Annotated in this window: 19 protein-coding genes and 1 pseudogene; 12 read left to right on the top strand and 8 right to left on the bottom strand. The window is 73.4% G+C overall.

All coding sequences use genetic code 11. The features are described 5' to 3' along the window. The 5 genes from JFN87_RS25370 to JFN87_RS25350 all read left to right on the top strand — a co-directional run. Positions 1-1426: sensor histidine kinase (locus tag JFN87_RS25370; RefSeq protein ID WP_209343477.1), on the top strand; the 1426-nt coding region annotated here is incomplete at its 5' end. 8 nt (positions 1427-1434) lie between these two features. Beyond that, the gene (locus tag JFN87_RS25365) at positions 1435-1854 is read left to right on the top strand and encodes a roadblock/LC7 domain-containing protein (protein WP_209343476.1); all 420 of its coding nucleotides are present in this window, start codon (positions 1435-1437) and stop codon (positions 1852-1854) included. After that, positions 1851-2210: a DUF742 domain-containing protein gene (locus tag JFN87_RS25360; RefSeq protein ID WP_209343475.1), complete on the top strand. Its 360-nt coding sequence runs from the start codon at positions 1851-1853 to the stop codon at positions 2208-2210. The genes JFN87_RS25365 and JFN87_RS25360 overlap by 4 nt, the downstream gene beginning before the upstream one ends. Next, entirely contained in the window at positions 2191-2805 is a 615-nt protein-coding gene (locus tag JFN87_RS25355; RefSeq protein ID WP_209343474.1) for a GTP-binding protein, read from the top strand. The genes JFN87_RS25360 and JFN87_RS25355 overlap by 20 nt, the downstream gene beginning before the upstream one ends. After that, a complete protein-coding gene (locus JFN87_RS25350; RefSeq protein WP_209343473.1) occupies positions 2802-4067 on the top strand; it encodes a cytochrome P450 in 1266 nt (421 codons plus the stop codon). The genes JFN87_RS25355 and JFN87_RS25350 overlap by 4 nt, the downstream gene beginning before the upstream one ends. A gap of 85 nt (positions 4068-4152) precedes the next feature. Here the strand turns inward: JFN87_RS25350 and JFN87_RS25345 are convergent, their stop codons facing one another. Together JFN87_RS25345 and JFN87_RS25340 are read right to left on the bottom strand one after the other, a co-directional pair. Continuing rightward, positions 4153-5379: a cytochrome P450 gene (locus JFN87_RS25345; protein WP_209343472.1), complete on the bottom strand. Its 1227-nt coding sequence runs from the start codon at positions 5377-5379 to the stop codon at positions 4153-4155. Positions 5380-5542: 163 nt separating this feature from the next. Continuing rightward, entirely contained in the window at positions 5543-6211 is a 669-nt protein-coding gene (locus JFN87_RS25340; RefSeq protein WP_209343471.1) for a DedA family protein, read from the bottom strand. A gap of 175 nt (positions 6212-6386) precedes the next feature. On the opposite strand from JFN87_RS25340, the gene JFN87_RS25335 reads away from it, so the two are divergent. Together JFN87_RS25335 and JFN87_RS25330 are read left to right on the top strand one after the other, a co-directional pair. Beyond that, the gene (locus tag JFN87_RS25335; RefSeq protein WP_209343470.1) at positions 6387-7541 is read left to right on the top strand and encodes a DUF8017 domain-containing protein; all 1155 of its coding nucleotides are present in this window, start codon (positions 6387-6389) and stop codon (positions 7539-7541) included. Between the two features lie 138 nt (positions 7542-7679). Continuing rightward, the gene (locus JFN87_RS25330) at positions 7680-8984 is read left to right on the top strand and encodes an MFS transporter (protein WP_209343469.1); all 1305 of its coding nucleotides are present in this window, start codon (positions 7680-7682) and stop codon (positions 8982-8984) included. On the opposite strand, the gene JFN87_RS25325 is transcribed toward JFN87_RS25330, so the two are convergent. After that, positions 8946-9800 carry a spermidine synthase gene (locus tag JFN87_RS25325; RefSeq protein WP_209343468.1) on the bottom strand — a complete coding sequence of 285 codons (855 nt, stop codon included), beginning with the start codon at positions 9798-9800 and terminating at the stop codon, positions 8946-8948. The genes JFN87_RS25330 and JFN87_RS25325 overlap by 39 nt on opposite strands. Positions 9801-9902: 102 nt before the next feature. On the opposite strand from JFN87_RS25325, the gene JFN87_RS25320 reads away from it, so the two are divergent. Continuing rightward, positions 9903-10652: a TVP38/TMEM64 family protein gene (locus JFN87_RS25320; protein WP_209343466.1), complete on the top strand. Its 750-nt coding sequence runs from the start codon at positions 9903-9905 to the stop codon at positions 10650-10652. A 27-nt stretch (positions 10653-10679) separates the two neighbouring features. On the opposite strand, the gene JFN87_RS25315 is transcribed toward JFN87_RS25320, so the two are convergent. Continuing rightward, positions 10680-11741, bottom strand: a complete 1062-nt coding sequence (locus tag JFN87_RS25315) for an enoyl-CoA hydratase/isomerase family protein (RefSeq protein WP_209343464.1) — start codon at positions 11739-11741, stop codon at positions 10680-10682. A gap of 216 nt (positions 11742-11957) precedes the next feature. On the opposite strand from JFN87_RS25315, the gene JFN87_RS25310 reads away from it, so the two are divergent. After that, the gene (locus tag JFN87_RS25310) at positions 11958-12134 is read left to right on the top strand and encodes a hypothetical protein (protein ID WP_209343462.1); all 177 of its coding nucleotides are present in this window, start codon (positions 11958-11960) and stop codon (positions 12132-12134) included. Positions 12135-12227: 93 nt separating this feature from the next. Here JFN87_RS25310 and JFN87_RS25305 read toward each other — a convergent pair whose 3' ends face one another. Genes JFN87_RS25305 through JFN87_RS25295 form a run of 3 tightly spaced genes read right to left on the bottom strand, consistent with a single transcriptional unit; the run spans position 12228 to position 14364 of the window. Beyond that, entirely contained in the window at positions 12228-12551 is a 324-nt protein-coding gene (locus tag JFN87_RS25305) for a putative quinol monooxygenase (RefSeq protein WP_030901460.1), read from the bottom strand. Next, entirely contained in the window at positions 12548-13441 is an 894-nt protein-coding gene (locus tag JFN87_RS25300) for an ATP-grasp domain-containing protein (RefSeq protein WP_209343461.1), read from the bottom strand. Before JFN87_RS25300 ends, JFN87_RS25305 begins: the two co-directional genes overlap by 4 nt. Next, positions 13438-14364, bottom strand: coding sequence for an ATP-grasp domain-containing protein (locus JFN87_RS25295; protein ID WP_209343459.1), 927 nt, complete (start codon positions 14362-14364; stop codon positions 13438-13440). Before JFN87_RS25295 ends, JFN87_RS25300 begins: the two co-directional genes overlap by 4 nt. 328 nt (positions 14365-14692) lie before the next feature. Here JFN87_RS25295 and lnt point away from each other — a divergent pair, with 328 nt between their 5' ends. Beyond that, positions 14693-16387, top strand: a complete 1695-nt coding sequence (gene lnt, locus JFN87_RS25290) for an apolipoprotein N-acyltransferase (RefSeq protein ID WP_209343457.1) — start codon at positions 14693-14695, stop codon at positions 16385-16387. On the opposite strand, the gene JFN87_RS25285 is transcribed toward lnt, so the two are convergent. Beyond that, positions 16311-17216 carry a Gfo/Idh/MocA family protein gene (locus JFN87_RS25285; RefSeq protein ID WP_209343456.1) on the bottom strand — a complete coding sequence of 302 codons (906 nt, stop codon included), beginning with the start codon at positions 17214-17216 and terminating at the stop codon, positions 16311-16313. The genes lnt and JFN87_RS25285 overlap by 77 nt on opposite strands. A 460-nt stretch (positions 17217-17676) precedes the next feature. Between JFN87_RS25285 and JFN87_RS25280 the strand changes: the two genes are divergently transcribed. Continuing rightward, positions 17677-18144 carry a DinB family protein gene (locus JFN87_RS25280; RefSeq protein ID WP_245181327.1) on the top strand — a complete coding sequence of 156 codons (468 nt, stop codon included), beginning with the start codon at positions 17677-17679 and terminating at the stop codon, positions 18142-18144. A 165-nt stretch (positions 18145-18309) separates the two neighbouring features. Further along, a pseudogene (locus JFN87_RS25275) lies at positions 18310-18590 on the top strand (hypothetical protein); the annotation flags it as partial.

Below are 18590 nucleotides of genomic sequence, written 5' to 3'. Positions count from 1 at the left end.
GGCGGGCGGCGAGGTCGCCGCCGCGCGCGCCCAGCTGGCGGCGACGGACGCGGACGCGGCGCACCTCGTCAATGTGGCGATGCCCGCCGTGGTGAAGAAGGCGCGGGACGGCACGTCGCCCGACGAGGCACTGGCCGCCGTGCGGCAGCCGGACGACGAGCGGCTGCGCCGCGTGCTCGAGGTGTTCGCGGCCGAGGTCTCCGACGGCGAGCGGCGAGCGGCCTCCGCCGGGGCGGAGCGCGAGGCCCTGGCCCGGCGGGCCCGCGAGGCGGCCGACGGACTCGACGACCTGATGGACAGGGTGCTGCCGCCCGCCCTCGCCCGTCTGCGCAAGGGCAGTTCCGCGGGCACCGTGCTCGGCGACATCGAAGTGCCCGCCGATCCGGCGCTGCGCGGGCTGATGGAACGGATCGTCAAGGAGGTCGCGATCGGCGAGCGCCGCGCGCTGGTCGCGCAGACAGCCGGCACCAAGGCGCTCAGCCAGGTGCAGGCGAAGGCGGTCACCATCCTCGCCGACCTGCGTGACATGGAGGACCGTTACGGCGAGGAGGTCTTCGGCGACCTCCTCCAGCTCGACCACAACGCCTCCCAGCTCGGGCTGCTCACCGACCGGCTCGCGATCCTCCTCGGCGGCCGCGGCAGCCGCATCTGGAACAAGCCGATCGTCATGGAGTCCATCCTGCGCGGCGCGACGGGGCGCATCGCCGCCTACCGGCGGGTGCGGCTGCACTGTTCGAGCAGCGCCGCGATCGTCGGCTTCGCGGCCGAGGGCGTCATGCACCTGCTCGCCGAGCTGATCGACAACGCCGCGAACTTCTCGCCGCCCATCGACGAAGTGCACGTCTACGTCGAGGAGCGCACCGCGGGCATCGTCGTGATCGTCGAGGACAGCGGGCTGAAGATGGCCCCGCAGGTGATGCAGCTGGCGGAGAAGGCCGTGTCCGGCCGCCACAACGACCTGTCCAAGCTGCAGTCCACCCGCCTCGGGCTCGCCGTCGTCGGCATGCTCGTGGAGCGGTACCGCATCAGCGTCAACTACCGCCCGTCCTCACGCGGTGGCACCGGCGTGGTGGTGCTGATCCCGCCGCAGCTCATCGCCCAGCAGCAGAACGACGAGCCGCCGCCGCGCAGGCCGCTGCCCGAGGCCGTGCCCGCCCCGGCACAGCCGCCCGCGGCGCCCCCCACGCCCCGGGACGCGCCCCCCGCCGGCAACGCCTACAGCGGCGGCCCGCGCGTGGCGACGCCGGGCGGCCTCCCGGTCAGGCCGCCGGGACGGACGATGGCGGCCGCGGACCGCGACCGCGTGCAGGACGTACCTCCGCCGCGCGCGGCGAGGCCGGGCAGGGACGCGGGCGCGCAGTTCGGCGCATTCCACCGCTCGCGCCGCCCGCAGCAAGGCCCCTCCGACCCCTCTCAGGAATCGTGAGAACCCCCATGCAGACCACAGATACCAGTCTGACCTGGCTCCTGGAGAACCTGCTGGAGCGCACCCCGGGCACGCGGCACGCCCTCGTGCTCTCCCGCGACGGGTTGAAACTCTGCTGGAGCCGCCATCTCACCGTCGACCAGGCCGACCAGCTGGCCGCCATCTGCTCCGGGATCCAGGCCCTGGCACAGGGCGCGTCGGTCGAGTTCGGCAGCGGAAACGGCGGTGTACGGCACTCGATGACCGAGTTCCACGGCGGCCTGCTGTTCATCGTGGAGGCGGGCGACGGTGCGCACCTCGCGGTCGTCGCGGAGGACGGCGCGGACGCGGGCCTCGTGGGCCACCAGATGACCGAGATGATCGAGCAGATCGGCGACCACCTGCGGGCCGAGCCGCGCAGCCCGGCCGGGGAGCACGCCGCGTCATGACGCGCAAGCCCGTCGACGTCGGCTTCCCCGACCGCCTCTACATGGTCACGGGCGGCCGCAGCAGGGTCGACGACACCACGTTCGACCTGGTCACCCTGATCGTCAGCGAGAGCGACCCGACGGCCGGGCTGCAGTCGGAACACGTGCGGATCCTCGAACTGTGCCGCCACCCGACCGCCGTCGTCGAGATCTCGGCCGAGCTGAAGATGCCCGTGACGGTGGTGCGGATCCTCCTCGCCGACCTGCACGCGATGGGCCGGATCACCGCGCGCCACCCGCGTGGCGCGCGACCGGCCGCCTCGCTGCCCGACTCCGACCTCTTGAAGGAGGTGCTCCATGGACTCCGCAACCTCTGAACTGCCCACCCGCACACCCCTGAGCGACGCGGCGGAGACCGGTCTGAAGATCGTCGTGGTCGGCGGCTTCGGGGTGGGCAAGACCACCCTCGTACGCTCCGTCAGCGAGATCCGGCCGCTCAACACCGAAGAGGTCATGACGCAGGCCGGCATCGGCGTCGACGAGACGGACGGCATGGTCACCAAGACCACCACGACCGTCGCCTTCGACTTCGGCCGGATCAGCCTCAACGAGCGCATGGTGCTCTATCTGTTCGGCGCGCCGGGGCAGGAGCGGTTCTGGTTCCTGTGGGATCGGCTGTTCTCCGGCACGCTGGGCGCCGTCGTGCTGGTCGACACGCGCCGCATGAGCGACTCCTGGTACGCGGTCGACCGGCTGGAGCACCACAAGACGCCGTTCGTGGTCGCGGTGAACAGGTTCGACAACGACACCGCGTCGTTCACGCTCGACGAGATCCGCCAGGCGCTCTCGCTCTCGGACGACGTGCCGCTGATCGACTGCGACGCGCGCGTCCGCTCGTCCGGCAAGCATGTGCTGATCACCCTTGTCGACCACCTCTACGAACTGGCCATGGCCCGGGAGATGACCCCATGACCGATCCCCTGCCGATGGAGGCCGCCGCGGGCCCGCCGCCCGGCTGCCCGGCCCACGCGACGGCCGTGCGCCTCAGCGGCCTCGAGTACCAGCAGACGCCCTCGCAGCTGTACAGGTCGCTGCGCAGGGACCACGGACCGGTCGCGCCCGTGCTCCTCGACAACGACGTCCCCGCGTGGCTGGTGCTGGGCTACAACGAGGTGTCGTACGTCACCGGCCACGACGAGCTCTTCGCCAGGGACTCGCGGCGCTGGACGCAATGGGACAACATCCCGCCCGACTGGCCGCTGATGCCCTACGTCGGCTACCAGCCGTCGGTCCTGTTCGTCGAGGGCGCCGAGCACCAGCGGCGCGCCGGGGTGATCAGCCAGGCGCTTGACGCCGTCGACCAGATGGAGCTGTCGGCGATGTGCCGGGCCATCGGCCACTCGCTGATCACCTCGTTCGCCGGGAGCGGCCACGCGGATCTGATGACCGCGTACGCGCACCCGCTGCCGATGCGGGCGATCGTCCAGCTGTGCGGGATGCCGCCGGGCGGCGTCGACACCGAGGACCTCGTACGCGACCTGCGTCTTTCGCTCGACGCGAACGAGGGCGAGGACCCGGTCGCCGCGTACGGCAGGGTGCAGGCGCGCATCGAGCAGCTGGTGAAGGAGAAGCGGGCGGCGCCCGGCAACGACGTCACGTCGCGGATGCTCCTGGACCCGGCGGGGCTGACGGACGAGGCCGCGGTGCAGGACATCATCACGGTCATCGCGGCGGCGCAGCAGCCCACGGCGAACTGGATCGGCAACAGCCTGCGGCTGCTGCTGACCGACGACCGCTTCGCGACGACCGTCGCGGGCGGCAAGCTCAGTGTGGGTCAGGCACTCAACGAGGTGCTGTGGCTGGACACGCCGACGCAGAACTTCATCGGCCGGTGGGCCGTGCGCGACACCCAGCTCGGCGGCCGCCACATCAAGGCCGGCGACTGCCTGGTGATGAGCTTCGCCGCGGCCAACACGGATCCGCAGATGTGGCCGGAGGGCCACGTCGGCGCGGAGAACTCCGCGCACCTGTCGTTCAGCAACGGCGAGCACCGCTGCACCTTCCCCGGGCCGCAGCTCGGGGACGTGATCGCCCGCACGGCCGTGGAGACGCTTCTCGAAGCGCTGCCCGACGTGGTGCTCGCGGTGGAGGCGGACGCGTTGCGGTGGCGTCCGTCGATCTGGATGCGGGGCCTCCTCGACCTGCCGGTGAGCTTCTCACCGGTCCTCGGCTGACGGGCCGCGCCGTCGCCGCGGTCGGCGCATCGCGGCGGGCGGCGGGGCCGGCGGCCGGTGCGCGCGCCGCCGGTCCCCGGAGGGTTCAGCCCGCCGCGGGCGTGAAGACCACGGGCAGCGACTGCGGGCCCCGGGTGAACACGCCCTGCTCGACCGGGTCGTAGCCGTCCGCGAGCCGCACGTCGGGCATCGCGTCGAGCAGCTGGTTGACGCCGGTCTCGACCTCCGCCTTGGCCAGCAGGGCGCCCACGCAGAAATGGCGGCCGAGGGCGAAGGCGAGGTGGTCGGCCGCGGCGGAGAACGCGGTCGTGGTGGTGAGGTCGTCGCGGAAGATGTCGAACGAGTCGGGGTCGCGGTAGCGGCCGGAGTCCCGGTTGGCCGCGCCTATCAGGCAGGTGACGGTGGCGCCCGCCGGTATCGTGCCGCCGCTGACGGACACGGCCTGCGCGGTCTGCCGCATGATCATGTGGACGGGCGGGGTGAACCTGAGGGTCTCGGCGAACGCGCGCGGGATGAGGCCGCGGTCGGCGCGGACCGCGGCGAGCTGGTCGGGGTGGAGCAGCAGGTTCGCGAAGATCGACGCGATGGCCTTGTCGGTGGTCTCGCCGCCCGCGGCGAGCAGCAGGCTGCAGAACGCCTTGATGTCCTCGTCGCTCATCCGCACGCCGTCGACCTCGGCGCGGCACAGCGTCGAGAGCAGGTCGTCGCCCAGGGCGTCGCGGCGCGAGCGGATGATCGGGATCATGTACTCGGCGAACTCGACGCGGGTGCGCTCGCCCGCGGCGATGACGTCGGCGTCGCCCGAGAGGTTGCCGAGGAACGCGATCACGGCGGTGTACCAGCGGTGGAACCTGGCGTGGTCGGCCTTGTCGAGGCCGAGCATGTCGGCGATGACGTTGACGGGGAAGCGGGTGGCGAAGCCGTCCACCAGGTCGACGGAGCCGGTGTGCCGGAAGGTGTCGATCAACTGCCGCGCGTTGCGCTCGATCACGGGCAGGAACTTCTGCTGCAGTTCGGCGCCGCGGAAGGCGGGGGCGACGAGCGCCCGCCGTACGGAGTGCTCGCGCCCGCTGAGCTGGAGGATCGTCCTGCCGTGCACCGGCTCGATCTGCCAGTGGTAGTTGTCGGTGGTGAACACGCCCGCCTTGTCCTTGAAGGCGCGCTCGACGTCCTCGTACCGCGAGATCAGGTAGCTCTGGGTGGGCTCGTGCCAGATCAGCGGGGCTTCCTCCCGCATCATCCGGTAGGCCGGATACGGGTTGTGCGCGAACTCGGGCGACAGGATGTCGGGGATCTGCTGAGTGGTGACCATGGCTGCCCCTCGCGTCTGCTGGCCTGTAACGGTCGGTGAAACACAGGCTATTGACCGTCACGGGTGGGTGACAGCCGAGTCCTGGCCACTTGGCGTCAGGTACTGCGCAGAGGTTTGGGGGGCGGAAGCGGCGCGGGGCGCGCGGGGTGTGAGTGGGGCCTGTTCAGTCGGCCGTGCCGGAGGGCACCGGCACGGGCTCCTCGGGCCCCTGCTCCTGGGCCCGCTTCTCGGCCGCCTTGTTGGCGCGGCGCTTCACGACCAGCATCGACGCGACGCCGATGACGACGGCCAGGACGAGACCCAGGTACGAGAACCTCTTCAGCCAGGCCTCCGCGACCTTGCCGACTTCGTACACGATGAGGGTCGTACCGCCGGCCCAGACCACGCCGCCGAGCAGGTTGGCGATCAGGAACTTCCAGTACGGCATCTTCAGCACGCCCGCGAGAGGACCGGCGAAGATGCGCAGCAGGGCGACGAAGCGGCCGAAGAAGACGGCCCACATGCCCCACCTCTCGAACGACCGCTCAGCCGTGCCGACCTGGGACTCGCCGAAGTGCTTGGGGAACTTTCGCGCCAGCCAGGCGAGCAGGGGTCTGCCGCCCTTGCGGCCGATGAGGTACCCCGTGGAGTCGCCGGCGACGGCGCCCGCGGACGCGCAGGCGGCGAGGATGTACGGGTTGATGTGTCCCTGCTGCGACGCGAGCAGTGCCGCGGCGACGAGAACGATCTCGCCCGGCAGCGGGATGCCGAGGCTCTCGACCCCGATCACCACACCCACCAGCAGGTAGATGCTCACCGCAGGTACGGTCTCGAGCCACCCCTGGACGTCCAACGCAGGTCCCTCCCGCTCATCTCCCCCGAGCCCTGGCCCGATCAGCCTACCTGCTCGCGGGGGCCGCCTCGACGTGGCCGGATTTCGCTCCGCGCCGGCCCTTGACACGCGATGCGACAGGACCGTGACACAGCGGCGACCACGCCGCCGCCCGGCCCCTCTATGGTTACTCGCCATGTGGCCAGGACAGCAGCCGCCCGGGGGCGAGCGAGACACGCAGGACCAGAACCCGTACAAGCAGACGGGTCAGCAGCAGGCGGGGCAGCAGGGCGGACAGCAGGCGGGCTATCCGCAACAGGGCTACCAGCAGCCCGGGCAGCCCGGGTACCAGCAGCCCGGCTACGGGCAGCCGGGCTACGGGGAGCCGGGGTACGTGCAGCCGGGGTACGGGCCGTCCGGGCAGCAGCCCGGTTATCCGCAGCAGGGCTACCTGCAGCCGGGGCAGCACCCGGGGCAGCCCAACCCCTACCAGCAGCAGACCGTGCCGATGTACGGCGGCACGCCCACGCCGGTGAAGCCCGCGGCCGGTGGGCGGCGCACGACGCTGATCGCCATCGCCTGCGCGGTGGCCGTCCTGGCGGCGGCGGGCGTGTCCACGTACCTGGTGGCGAGCAAGGACGACGCGCCCGCAAAGGCGGTGGCGAAGAAGCCGGCGGCCACGCACTCGGCGCCCGTCGCCGCGGGTCCGACGGACAACCCGCGCGGCGGCGACGGCGCCAAGCCGACGATCCCCGGCTGGAAGGTCGTCGCCAACCCGACGCACGGCACGGAGTTCGACGTGCCGCCCGGCTGGGAGGTGGAGTCGTCCGGCACCATGCAGGGCTTCAGCGACGACAAGAAGGGCGACGGCTCCGCGCTCGCCCTGTTCTCGGCGCCTGCCGTGCTGCAGCCCAAGTGGTGCGAGGACACCTCGAAGAGCGGGAGGCCCGAGGACACGTCGCTCGCGGCGGCCGGCACGAAGGGCGGCCAGGGCGCGAAGGACACCGGGAGCGCGGCCGTCGCCGAGGCCGGCACGTGGGCGTTCGCGGCGTACGGCCAGGCGGAGCCCGAGAAGACCGTGCACAAGAAGATCAAGGTCAGCAAGGCCAGGCCGTACACCACGAAGTCGGGCCTCAAGGGCAGCGTCGCGACGGCCACCACCACGGGGCTGACGAAGCACTCCAAGTGCGACTCGGACGGCAAGACCGTCGCCTTCACCTTCCTCAACGGCAAGGGCGACTACACGACCTGGGTGCTCTACGGCGCGCGTGGCGTGAAGGACGAGGTGGCCGACAAGACGGCCATGCGGATCCTCAGCACGGTGCGGCTGCCCGCGGGCTCGGTGAAGTGACGGGGCGCGGCCGCGCTGAACGGGGCACGGCCGTGCTGAACGGGGCACGGCCTGAACGGGGCAACGGCCATGCTGACCTGCCGGTGAGCGACCGGAAATCCTGTTGCGGACGGGCTCCGATCCGTCCACAGTCCGTGGGTGGCCCGGACCTACTCGCGCAACTACCTCCTGCTGTCCACCGCGGCCGTGATCTCCCAGCTCGGTTCGCAGGGCGCCCTGATCGCCTCGGCCTTCGCGGTGCTGTCCACCGGAGGCACCGCGGCCGACGTGGGTTTCGTGGCGAGCGCGCGCACGGTGCCGCTGGTGCTCTTCGTGCTGATCGGCGGGGCGCTCGCGGACCGGATCCCGCGCCACCGGGTGATGGTCGCGGCGAACGCGCTCAACTGCGTCTCGCAGGGCGCCTTCGCGGCCCTCGTCCTGCTCGGCCGTGCGGAGCTGTGGCAGATGGTCGTGCTTTCGGCGCTCGGCGGCACGGGCCAGGCGCTGTTCGGCCCGGCGTCCGAGGGCATGCTGCTCTCCAGCGTCGACGGCGAGGCCGCGGGCCGCGGCTTCGCCGTCTACCGGATGGCGGTGAACGGCGCGACGATCGGCGGAGCCGCGGTGGGCGGCGCCCTCGTCGCGTGGGTGGGACCCGGCTGGGTGCTGGCGTGCGACGCGGCATCGTTCCTGTTCGCGGGGTCGCTGCGGGCCTTCCTCGACCTCAGCCACGTGCCGGAGCGCGAGCCCGGCGGCGGCGTGCTGCACGACCTGCGGGACGGCTGGCGCGAATTCGTCTCGCGGCCGTGGCTGTGGGCCATCGTCGCGCAGTTCAGCGTGGTCAACGCCGTGGTCGTCGCCGGGCAGGCGGTGTACGGGCCGCTCGTCGCCCGCGACCACTACGGCGGCGCGGGCCCCTGGGGCGTCGCGAACGCGGCGTACGGGGCCGGCACGGTCATCGGGGCGATCGTGATGACCAGGTGGCAGCCCCGGCGCTTCCTGCTCGCCGGGACGCTGGGCATCTTCCCGTTCGCCCTGCCGCTGATGGCGCTGGCCGTGCCGGTCTCGGCCGCCGTGCTGACCGCCTCGATGTTCGTGGCGGGCGCGTCGGTGGAGGTGTTCGGGGTGGGCTGGATGACGGCCCTGCACCAGGAGATCCCGGAGGAAAAGCTCTCGCGCGTCTCCTCGTACGACTGGCTCGGCTCGCTCGCCCTCGTGCCCGTGGCGACCGCGCTCGCGGGCCCGGCGGAGTCCACGCTCGGGCGGGGGCAGGCGCTGTGGGCGTCGGCGGGGCTCGTCGTGCTGCTGACCGCGGCGGTGCTGTGCGTGCCCGAGGTGAGGTCGATCACCCGGCGCGTGCGGGCCGGCGAGGTCGACAAGGGTGCGGTCGATACGGGCGAGGCGAGCGCGGTCGACACGGATGCGGGCTCAGCCGATGCCGAAGGTCCCCTCGGGCGGTCGGGGTGAGGGCTGCGCCGCGTCGTCCCGTACGGCTTCGGCGCGTCCCGTGAACCGCAGCAGCGCCGGGCCGTGTTCCACGCGCGCCGGGAACGCGTCGCCCGCGGTGCGGCGGGCCAGCGCGGCGACGTCGAGAGGGGCGTACGAGGCGACGAGTACGGCGTTGCCGAACCGCCTGCCGCGCAGTACGGCAGGCTCCGCGATGAGCGCGAGCTCGGGGAAGACGGCGGCGAAGGTGGCCAGTTGCGGGCGGAGGAAGGAGAACGGGGCGCCGTCGGCGAGGTTGGCGGCGTAGACGCCCTCCGGCCGCAGTACGCGTGCCACCTCGCGCGCGTACTCGGCGGAGGTGACGTGCGCGGGTATGCGCGCCCCGCCGAAGACGTCGCCGACGATCGCGTCGGCCGAGCCTGCGGGCGCGGTGGCGAGCCACTGGCGGGCGTCGGCGTGGTGCACGGCGATCCCCGCCCCGTCCGGCAGCGGCAGATGCTCGGCGACGAGGGCGATGATGCCCGGATCGGCCTCCACCACGTCCTGGACGGCTCCCGTCCGGGTGGCCGCCAGGTAGCGGGGCAGCGTGAGGGCGCCGCCGCCCAGGTGCACGACGGCGAGCGGCGCGCCCTCCTCCCCTGTCGTGTCGAGTACGTGCGCGATGCGCCGCACGTACTCGAACTCGAGGTGCGCGGGGTCGTCGAGGTCGACGTAGGACTGCGGCGCACCGTCGAGCGTCAGCAGCCAGGCGCGCTTCTCGTCCACGTCGGGCAGGAGGCGCGCGGTGCCGGAGTCGACGGCGCGTGTCACGGGCACCGCCTCGGTCGGTTGGCTCACTGCCCCATTGTCGCGGACGCCGGGCCCGCCGCGGACACCGGGCGGATGCCGCGGACACCGGGCGGCGCCCGCTCCGCCGGCGGTCTCGGCTAGTCTCCGGGCGTGCTCGACACCGTCCCCAGGGCCGCCCAGGCCCGCGTCGTCCGCCGGCTCCTGTCACCGTGGTGCCGGTTCGGCCTGCTCGTCGCCGTGCTGGGCGCGGCGGCCGTCCTCGTGGCCGTGTACCGGCCGCAGCGACTGCTGTCGAACGGCTGGCCCGTGCACGCGGGCGGGTTCGCGGCTGCCGCCCTGTTCGCGCTGGTCTACGGGCTGTGCGCGGCGGCGTTCGCGCCGAGACCGCTGCTGAACGCGGCATCGGGCGCGCTCCTTGGCACCGCCGCCGGGCTCGGCGCCGCCATCGCGGGCACCGTCCTCGCCGCGGGTATCGCCTTCGGCCTGGGGCGGCTGCTGGGGCAGCGGGCGCTGCGCACGCTGGTGCGTGGGCGGCGGCTGACGGCGGCGGACGGGCTGATGAGCAGGTACGGGTTCCGTTCGATGCTGGCGATCCGGCTGTTCCCTGGGGTGCCGTTCGCCGCGGCCAACTACGGCGCGGCGGTGTCGCGGATGAAGTGGCCGTCGTTCCTGGTGGCGACGGGTCTCGGCTCGATCCCGAACACGGCGGCGTACGTGGTGGCGGGCTCGACGGCCGCGTCGCCGACATCGCCCGCGTTCCTGATCGCCTCGGGATTCATCGTGCTGTCGGCCGTGGTCGCCGCGGTGGTCGGCTGGCGCAAGCGCCACCACCTCGGCGCCGCGGCCCGGAAGCACGGCGGAGGCGACGCCTCCGGGCCCGGCGGGGCCGTGGACGGCTGACACCGCCTGCTTCCGGGGCCGTGCGGGTCAGCCGAGCGCTGCGGCGAGCCCGAGGTCGCCGCCCGGGGGCTCGGCGAGGAAGCGCGCCACGTCCGCGTCGCCGACGCCGGCCAGTTCCGCCGGGTCCCAGCGGGGGCGCCGGTCCTTGTCGACGATCTGCGCGCGTACGCCTTCGGGCAGGTCGGGCAGCGCGAGCGCGGCGCAGGAGGCGCGGTACTCGGCGTCGAGCGCCGCTTCCAGGCTCTCGACGTCGCGGGCCGCGCGCAGCAGCGCGAGGGTGGCCTTCAGCGCGGTGGGTGAGCGGCTGAGGATCGTCTGCGCGGCCTCCTTGGCGGAGGGGTGCCCGTGGTCGAGGAGGCGGGCGACGATCCCCTCGACGCTCTCGGCCGCGTAGCAGGCGTCGATCCACGCGCGGTGGTCCGCGAGCGTGCCCCCGGCGGGTTGGGCCGCGAACCGGCGCACGGCTTCGGCGGGCGTTTCCTCGCCGAGCGCGGTGACGAGGGCGGGCAGGTCGCGCGAGTCCACGGCATGGTCGGCGAAGCCGCACAGCAGGGCGTCGGCGGCGCCCATGACGGTGCCGGTCAGGGCCAGGTGTGTGCCGAGTTCGCCGGGCGCGCGGGAGAGCAGGTAGGTGCCTCCCACGTCGGGGACGAGCCCGATGCCGGTCTCCGGCATGGCCACACGGGAGCGTTCGGTGACGACGCGTACGCCGCCGTGCGCGGAGATCCCGACGCCGCCGCCCATCACGATGCCGTCCATCAGCGCGACGTACGGCTTGGGGTAGCGGGCGATGCGTGCGTTGAGCCGGTACTCGTCGCGCCAGAACGCGGGCGACGTCCGGCCGCCGGTCAGGGCGTCCTCGCGGACGGCGCGGATGTCGCCGCCCGCGCACAGGCCGCGGTCTCCGGCGCCCGTGACGACGACGGCACGCACCGCGGGTTCTTCGAGCCAGCGGGTGAGGGCCGCGTCGATCATCCCGATCATGGGGTGGGTGAGCGCGTTGAGCGCGCGTGGCCTGTTGAGGGTGAGCAGGGCCGCGTGGCCCGTCCTGCCGAGCAGTACCGGTTCTGCTGGTTCTTCTGGCGCCATGGTGCCGGTTGGTTCCCTCGCCTCTGGCCCCCGTCACCGCCCGCGGAACGTGCCTGGTCCGGGGGCGGCATCGCAATTCCTTCACGCACGGTACGCCGCCGGTTCGCCGCTCAGGTACGGGTCCCGTGTGACGGGGAGCACGATCCGGTCTCGGATGTGACCAAGGACGCTCACGGAATCGTCACGATCGCGGAAATCAGGTTCTAGGCTTGCCACATGTCCAAGTCCTCCGCCTCCGCCGCCGCACCCCGCAGGGTGTCGGACGCCGCGGCGGCCAACGAGCGCATCCGCGCGCTCGTCGACTCGGCAGACGGGACGTGGCCCTCCGAGGCGTACGAGGTACTCCTGCTGGAGTGGGCCGCCGCCGTCGGCAGCGTCGACAGCGCCGCCTGAGGCATCCCCCGCGCGAGCGACAGCCGATCGCGCGTCACGTAACGGACACGCCTGCCGGACGGGCCCTGCCCGACACGGCCCACCGGATACGGCTCAGTCGACCTTCAGTTCACCCATCTCGCTCCAGCCGTCCGCGCCCTCGATCGTGGTGCTCACGATGTCGGGCGTGCGGCTGACCAGCGGCCTGAACCGCGCCAGCGCGGCCTTGAAGTGGTCGGACTCCACGTGCGCGGCCGCCGCGCCGTCCCTGAACGCCTCCACCAGCACGTAGGTGTTCGGGTCCTCCAGGCTGCGTGACCACTCGAACCACAGGTTGCCCGGTTCCGCGCGCGTGGCCGCCGTGAAGTCGGCCACCTCGGCCGGCCACGCCTCGGCGTGCTCGGGCTTCACGGGGAACTTGACGGTGATGAAGATCATTCGGGCATTGTAGGTGAGGCACCGGGCATCGGACCGGTCCACGCACCGGGCCGTACGGGCACGGCCGCGCGGCGCCGCTCCCGTACGGCCTCGATGGCCTCGGTGGCGGTGCGCAGCGCCAGCGCCGCCAGCGCCTCCGGTGCGCCCGCCTGGCCGCGTACGCCGGGGAAGGCGTTGATGTCCACGATGCGCGGCGCGCCGCCGCCCGCGTCGATGATGTCGACCCCGTACACGTCGAGCGCGAAGACGTCGCCGACCCGCAGCGCGAGGGCGGCCCAGCCGGGCGGGAGTTCCTCACCCGCGAGTGGCGTCGTGCCGGGCGGTTCGGCGGCCAGTTCCGAGCGGCGCAGGGCGGCGAACACCTGTCCGTCGATCACCCACACCTTGTGGTCCCAGCCGTTGTTGGGCGTGAACGGCTGCACGACGACGGGCTCGTCGCGCCACTCGGGCTCGAGGGCGCACAGCGCGGCCCGGTCGGCGACGAGCGCCACGAGGTCTCCCCTGCGGCTGTGCCGGCTCTTGATGACCACCGGCTGGCCGGGGCCGCCTTCCGCCAGGAGCCGGCCTAGCGACGCGACGGACCGTGTCCGTGCGAAGGGCAGTCCCGCGCCGCGTGCCACGGCGGCCATGGCCGTCCTGTCCTGGCACAACTCGGTGGCCGACGCGGTGTTCAGGACGGGCGCGCCCCGTTCCTCCAGGTACCGCGCGAGTGCGAGCGCGCGCGGTGTGCGCGCCTTGAGCAGGTAGACGTCGGCGGGCGGCCCCTCGAGCCCGGTGGTGCCCGCGTGTGCCGGGTCGAGCACGCACACGTCGTGATGGGGCGTCAGCAGTGCCATGGCGGCGGCCAGCAGGGGGTGTTCGGGGGCGCTGGTGACGAGGCCGATCCTCACCGCTCCTCGCCTGCCGTGACGGGGATCTGCGGGGCGAGGCGCGGCGCCGGCAGCGGCGGCACGGCGGGGGCGGCCGCGCCGCGCCCGGCGAGCCGCAGGACGGCGTTCGCGACGCGGTCGACCGCGTCCGGGACCTGACGGAAGCTCGGGAAGTCGTTGACGTCCACGACCACGGGCCCGTCAGGGCCGAGCAGCACGTCGAGCCCGTACAGGTCGAGCCCGTAGACCTCGCCGACGCGTGCGGCGATGGCGGCGACCTCGCGTGGCAGCTCGACCCTGCGCTCCGGGAGAGAGCGGTCCGGGTGGAGCGGCGAGCACCGCTGCGTCGCGTACAGGTCACCCGCCACGGAGTAGACCTTGAGGTCGGTGCCCGCGTTGGGTACGTACGGCTGGGCGATCAGCATGCCGCCGCCCGCGCGGTGAGCGGCGGGCCCGTCCGGTTCGGTCGGCCCGGTCGGTTCGGCCAGCTCGGCCAGCCGCTCGGGCGTGGCCACCAGGTGGACGTCGCGCCCCGAACTGCCGTCGGCCGGCTTGACGACGAGGGGGAAGCACTCGGCGGGCACCTCGGTGAGCGTGCGCCAGTCGGCGGCCGCGTAGGTCAGGGGCACGGGCAGGCCCCTGCTGCGCCCGATGGCCGCGGCGAGCGCCTTGTCGCGCACGCCCCGTATGGCGCGCGCGTCGTTGATCGTGGTGAGGCCGACCGCGGCGGCGGCCTCAAGCAGGGTGAGTCCGGGTCCGCCCGACACCGTCTTGAGCACCCACGCGTCGTGGCTGCCGGCGCGTATGGACTCGGAGACGGGTATGAGCGAGGTACCGGGCCGCACCACGTCCACCCGGTGTCCCCAGTCCGTCAGGCGCCGTATCACCTCGACGGGCATGCCGTCGCGGCGGTACTGCTCCTCCACCAGAAAGCAGAGTCTCATCGCCCTAACCCCGTACTCCCGATTGCCCGAAAACCCGTGTGCGCGGGTGGACGGCCGGCCCCGTGCGACACGTGAGAGATCATGATCCATCCACTCTCCGCCCACGGCACCGGGCCTGCCGGGGTGAGCGGATCCGAGAGAAGCTGTGGCGCGCGCCCCCGTTGCGCGGACGATACCTCCTCATGACATCCGCCTTGCGCACTGGTGAGTTGCGGGGGCCGCCGCTTGAGACGCGAGGCGTATCCGTGCGATGTGGGTAGGCATGGCAGGGGGTCCGTGGGTGTCACGCGCGGCTCCACGGGTGTCACGCGCGGCGAGGAGGCTCGGCATGCAGGGTGCGGTCGGTCCGGTCGAGGGGCCCGGTCGTCCACGTCGGCGGCCGTGGCCGGCCTCGCCGTGGTGGCGCGGCGCGGCCGTCCTGTGCGCGGGCGCACTGCCGGCCCTGGCGTTCCCCGCGCCGTCCTGGTGGTGGTGCGCGTACGTGGCGCTGGTGCCGTGGCTGCTGCTTGCGCGGTCGGCGCCGACCGCGGGCCGTGCGGCGCTCGACGGCTGGCTCGGCGGTACCGGCTACATGATCGCCGTGCACCACTGGCTGTTCACGAGCCTGAACGTGTTCATCGTGGTGCTCGGCGCGCTGCTCGGGCTGTTGTGGGCGCCGTGGGGGCTGCTGGTCAGGGCGCTGCTCGGCGGCGCGGACGGGCCGCCGCGCGGGTCGCGGGCGCTCGCGGCGCTGGCTGTCGTGCCGTCGGCGTGGCTGGTGGTGGAGACGGTGAGGTCCTGGCAGGGGCTCGGCGGCCCGTGGGGCGTGCTGGGCGCGAGCCAGTGGCAGGTCGCGCCGGCGCTGCGGCTCGCCTCGGTGGGCGGGGTGTGGCTGGTGAGCCTGGTGGTGGTCGGCGTCAATGTGGCGCTGGCGCTGCTGCTCGTCTCCGGCGCGGCGCGGACGGCGGTGACGGTGTCGCTGGTGCTCGGCGCCGTCGCGGTGGGCTCGGTGTGGGCGTGGGCGCCGCGGCCCGCGCGGACGGGCGCGGCGGCGCGGGTCGCGGTGGTGCAGCCGGGCGTCGTCTCGCGCGCGCCGGGCGCCCCTGAGCTGCGGTTCGCCAGGAGCGAGTCCCTGACGCGCGAGGTGGCAGGCCGCCGGGTGGACCTGGTGGTGTGGGGCGAGAGCAGCGTGACGCACAGCTTCTCGACGCACCCCTCGCTGGCGCGCAGGCTCGCCGCGATGTCCCGGTACGTCGGCGCGGACGTGCTGGTCAACGTGGACGCGTACAACAGGGACGCGACGGGCCGTGCGGGCGTCTTCAAGCGAAGTACGCTGATCGGCCCGCGGGGGCCTGTGGGAGCGACGTACGACAAGATGCGCCTGGTCCCCTTCGGCGAGTACGTGCCGGCGCGTACGCTGCTCGGCTGGGTCACCTCGGTCGGCAGGGCCGCGGGCGAGGACCGGGTGGCCGGGCGCCGCCAGGTGGTCATGCGGGTGCCCGCGCGCGGCGGCGGCACGCTGCGCGTCGGGCCGCTGATCTGCTTCGAGTCGGCGTTCCCCGACATGAGCAGGAACCTCGCGAACGACGGCGCGCAGGTGCTGGTGGTGCAGTCGTCGACGGCGTCGTTCCAGGACACGTGGGCGCCCGCGCAGCACGCGTCGCTCGGCGCGCTGCGGGCGGCGGAGACGGGCAGGCCCGTGGTGCACGCGACGCTGACCGGTGTCAGCGCGGTCTTCGGGCCTGACGGCGCCCGCGTGGGCGAGCGGCTGGGCACGGACCGCTCCGCGTCCGCCGTGTTCGATGTGCCGATGGCCCGCGGGACGACCCTGTATGACCGGTTCGGCGACTGGGCGGTGTACGGGGCGGTGGCCGTGGTGGCGCTGTTCTGCGCGTTGCGCGCGGCGCGGGCGGTGCGCTCGCGCGGCGGCGACGGCGGAGGCGAGGGCAATGGCGGTGGCGGCTGGGTCAGGCGCCCTCTGCCTGTGCCGCAAGCACCACCCGTTCGCACAGCTCATGGGTCTCCAGCGCGTCCCGGGCGCTGAGCCGCTCCCCCGCGCGTACCGCGTCGAGGAAGGCCAGTGCGGCCTGCTCGATGCCCCGCTGCCGTGCGACGGGCACCCAGTCGCCGCGCCTGCGCGCCGTCGGCTGGCCCTTGTGGTCGATGACGGTGGCGAGGTCGTGCACGGCGCGCTTGGAGTCCTGCCCCGAGACCTCCAGGATCTCCTCCGTGGATCCGCTGACCCTGTTCATCGTCCCGATGGCGGTGAAGCCGTCGCCGGAGAGCTGGAGCACGGCGTGGTGGAGGAGGCCGTCACGCACGCGCACCCTGATGTCGGTGTGGTCGACCGGTCCGGGGACGAGGAAGCGCAGCGTGTCCACGACGTGCACGAAGTCGTCGACGACGAACTCGCGCGCGTCCGCGGGGAGCCCGACCCGGTTCTTCTGCAGCAGGATCAGCTCTCGCGGGTGTTCGAGGCACTGCGCGTAGGACGGGGCGAAGCGGCGGTTGAAGCCGACGGCGAGGGCGACGCCCTTCTCCTCCGCCAGCCGCACGAGGCGCTCGGACTCGGCGTACGTGGACGCAATCGGTTTGTCGACATAGGTGGCGATCCCGGCGTTCAGGAGGCGTTCGACGATCTCCGGGTGCGCGGCCGTCGGGGCGTGCACGAAGGCGGCGTCGGGCCGCGCGGCGATCAGCCCGTCCAGGTCGGCGTGGCACTGCGGGCCGGGGATGCGGTGCGCCTCGGCCGTGCGCGCGAGCGTGGCGGGCGTGCGGGTCTGCAGGTGCAGCGCGATGCCGGGCAGCGCGGTCAGCACCGGCAGGTACGCCTTCTGCGCGATGTCGCCGAGTCCGATGCAGCCGACCTTCACTGAGCCCTCCCAGGGTGCGCGTCCGGGCAGCATACGTGGCAGGCGGCCGGTGGCCCCGGCCCGGCGGCACGGGCCGGTGGCGCGGTCCCGGACCAGGCGCGGACGATCGTGCGCCTGCCGCGCCACCCCGCGGCCTTCCGCCAGGCTCCTCCTCGGGCCGGCCGTTCCTGCCCCCTCGCTCGACGAGGCGACCTCGCCGGTCGTGGCTGTTCCGGCCCGCGCCGTCGCGGGTCTCGACCCGAGCGCCCGTTTCTCGGGCACCGCACGGCGGTCCGGCCGCGGACGAGCGGATAACGCGTCGCGCGCGGGGCGTGTTTGGGTCACGATGGCCGTCATGACGCCAACACCTGCGGGACACACTGCTGCCGCTCCTTCGTCCGCGGCCGCGAGTACGCCGCCCGCCACCCCCGCCGCGGTCGAGCGGTATCCGGCGCCGGCGGTCGACGCCGCGGAGCGCGCGATGCTGGAGGGCTGGCTCGACCACCACCGGGCGATCACCGCCGTGAAGTGCGCGGGGCTGACCGACGATCAGCTCAGGCAGCGGCCGGTGGCGCCGTCCGGGCTCAGCCTCATGGGGCTCGTGCGGCATCTGGCCGAGTGCGAGCGCGGCTGGTTCCGCGAAACGCTCGACGGCGAGGACCTGCCCGGCATCTACTTCACGGACGAGGACCCCGACGGGGACTTCCACCCGGGCGAGGACGACACCTGGGCGGAGGCGTACGCCACCTGGCAGGCGGAGATCGCCACCGCCAGAAAGCGCGCGGCGGCGCACGGCCTGGACGACGAGGGCACGGGCAGACGCGACCGGAAGACCGGGCGGCCGTTCACGCTGCGGTGGATCTACACGCACATGATCGAGGAGTACGCGCGCCACAACGGCCACGCCGATCTCATCCGCGAGTCCCTCGACGGCTCGACGGGCGACTGACGCGCCGGGCGGCGCCGGGCCCACCGGGCGCACCGGGCACACCGGGCACACCGGCCGCACCGCTTACGTCGGCCTTGCGTCACCGTCTCGGCGACGATCATCCTTCCGGGTTCATTACCGCCGGATAGCTGTCCGAAGTGGGGCGCGGACCAGCAGAGTTGCCGGGTGCGAAGAACCACCACCACAACGATGCTCCTGCTCGGCGCCGCAAGCCTGGCCGCCACGGCCGTCACGGGGTGCGTGTCCGTCGCCCCGGACACCACGCACGCCACCAGCTCGCGCCCGGACGCCGCTGCCGCGGGCCGGCGTTCCTCGGGCGCCCGGCCGCAGGTGGTGCAGGCGCCCGCCAGTGAGGCGCTGTCCATGGTGCGGCCGACAGCGCCGGCGACTCCCGCGCCGCGCCCGGCCGCCCCTGATCGGAAGAGCTCACGTCTGGTGTTCAGTCT

This window comes from Streptomyces montanisoli (assembly GCF_017813245.1).
GTDB classification, from domain to species: domain Bacteria; phylum Actinomycetota; class Actinomycetes; order Streptomycetales; family Streptomycetaceae; genus Streptomyces; species Streptomyces montanisoli.
The sequence above is the reverse complement of the archived record's forward strand: the minus strand, read 5'-3'. Positions and strand labels throughout refer to the sequence as shown.

Bases quoted from the DNA above. Each gene is read 5' to 3' on its own strand.
- lnt (WP_209343457.1), top strand. From the start codon at position 14,693: ATGCAGGGTGCGGTCGGTCCGGTCGAGGGGCCCGGTCGTCCACGTCGG.
- JFN87_RS25315 (WP_209343464.1), bottom strand. From the start codon at position 11,741: ATGGCGCCAGAAGAACCAGCAGAACCGGTACTGCTCGGCAGGACGGGC.
- JFN87_RS25305 (WP_030901460.1), bottom strand. From the start codon at position 12,551: ATGATCTTCATCACCGTCAAGTTCCCCGTGAAGCCCGAGCACGCCGAG.
- JFN87_RS25345 (WP_209343472.1), bottom strand. From the start codon at position 5,379: ATGGTCACCACTCAGCAGATCCCCGACATCCTGTCGCCCGAGTTCGCG.
- JFN87_RS25365 (WP_209343476.1), top strand. From the start codon at position 1,435: ATGCAGACCACAGATACCAGTCTGACCTGGCTCCTGGAGAACCTGCTG.
- JFN87_RS25280 (WP_245181327.1), top strand. From the start codon at position 17,677: ATGCTGGAGGGCTGGCTCGACCACCACCGGGCGATCACCGCCGTGAAG.
- JFN87_RS25295 (WP_209343459.1), bottom strand. From the start codon at position 14,364: ATGAGACTCTGCTTTCTGGTGGAGGAGCAGTACCGCCGCGACGGCATG.
- JFN87_RS25355 (WP_209343474.1), top strand. From the start codon at position 2,191: ATGGACTCCGCAACCTCTGAACTGCCCACCCGCACACCCCTGAGCGAC.
- JFN87_RS25350 (WP_209343473.1), top strand. From the start codon at position 2,802: ATGACCGATCCCCTGCCGATGGAGGCCGCCGCGGGCCCGCCGCCCGGC.
- JFN87_RS25360 (WP_209343475.1), top strand. From the start codon at position 1,851: ATGACGCGCAAGCCCGTCGACGTCGGCTTCCCCGACCGCCTCTACATG.
- JFN87_RS25310 (WP_209343462.1), top strand. From the start codon at position 11,958: ATGTCCAAGTCCTCCGCCTCCGCCGCCGCACCCCGCAGGGTGTCGGAC.
- JFN87_RS25335 (WP_209343470.1), top strand. From the start codon at position 6,387: ATGTGGCCAGGACAGCAGCCGCCCGGGGGCGAGCGAGACACGCAGGAC.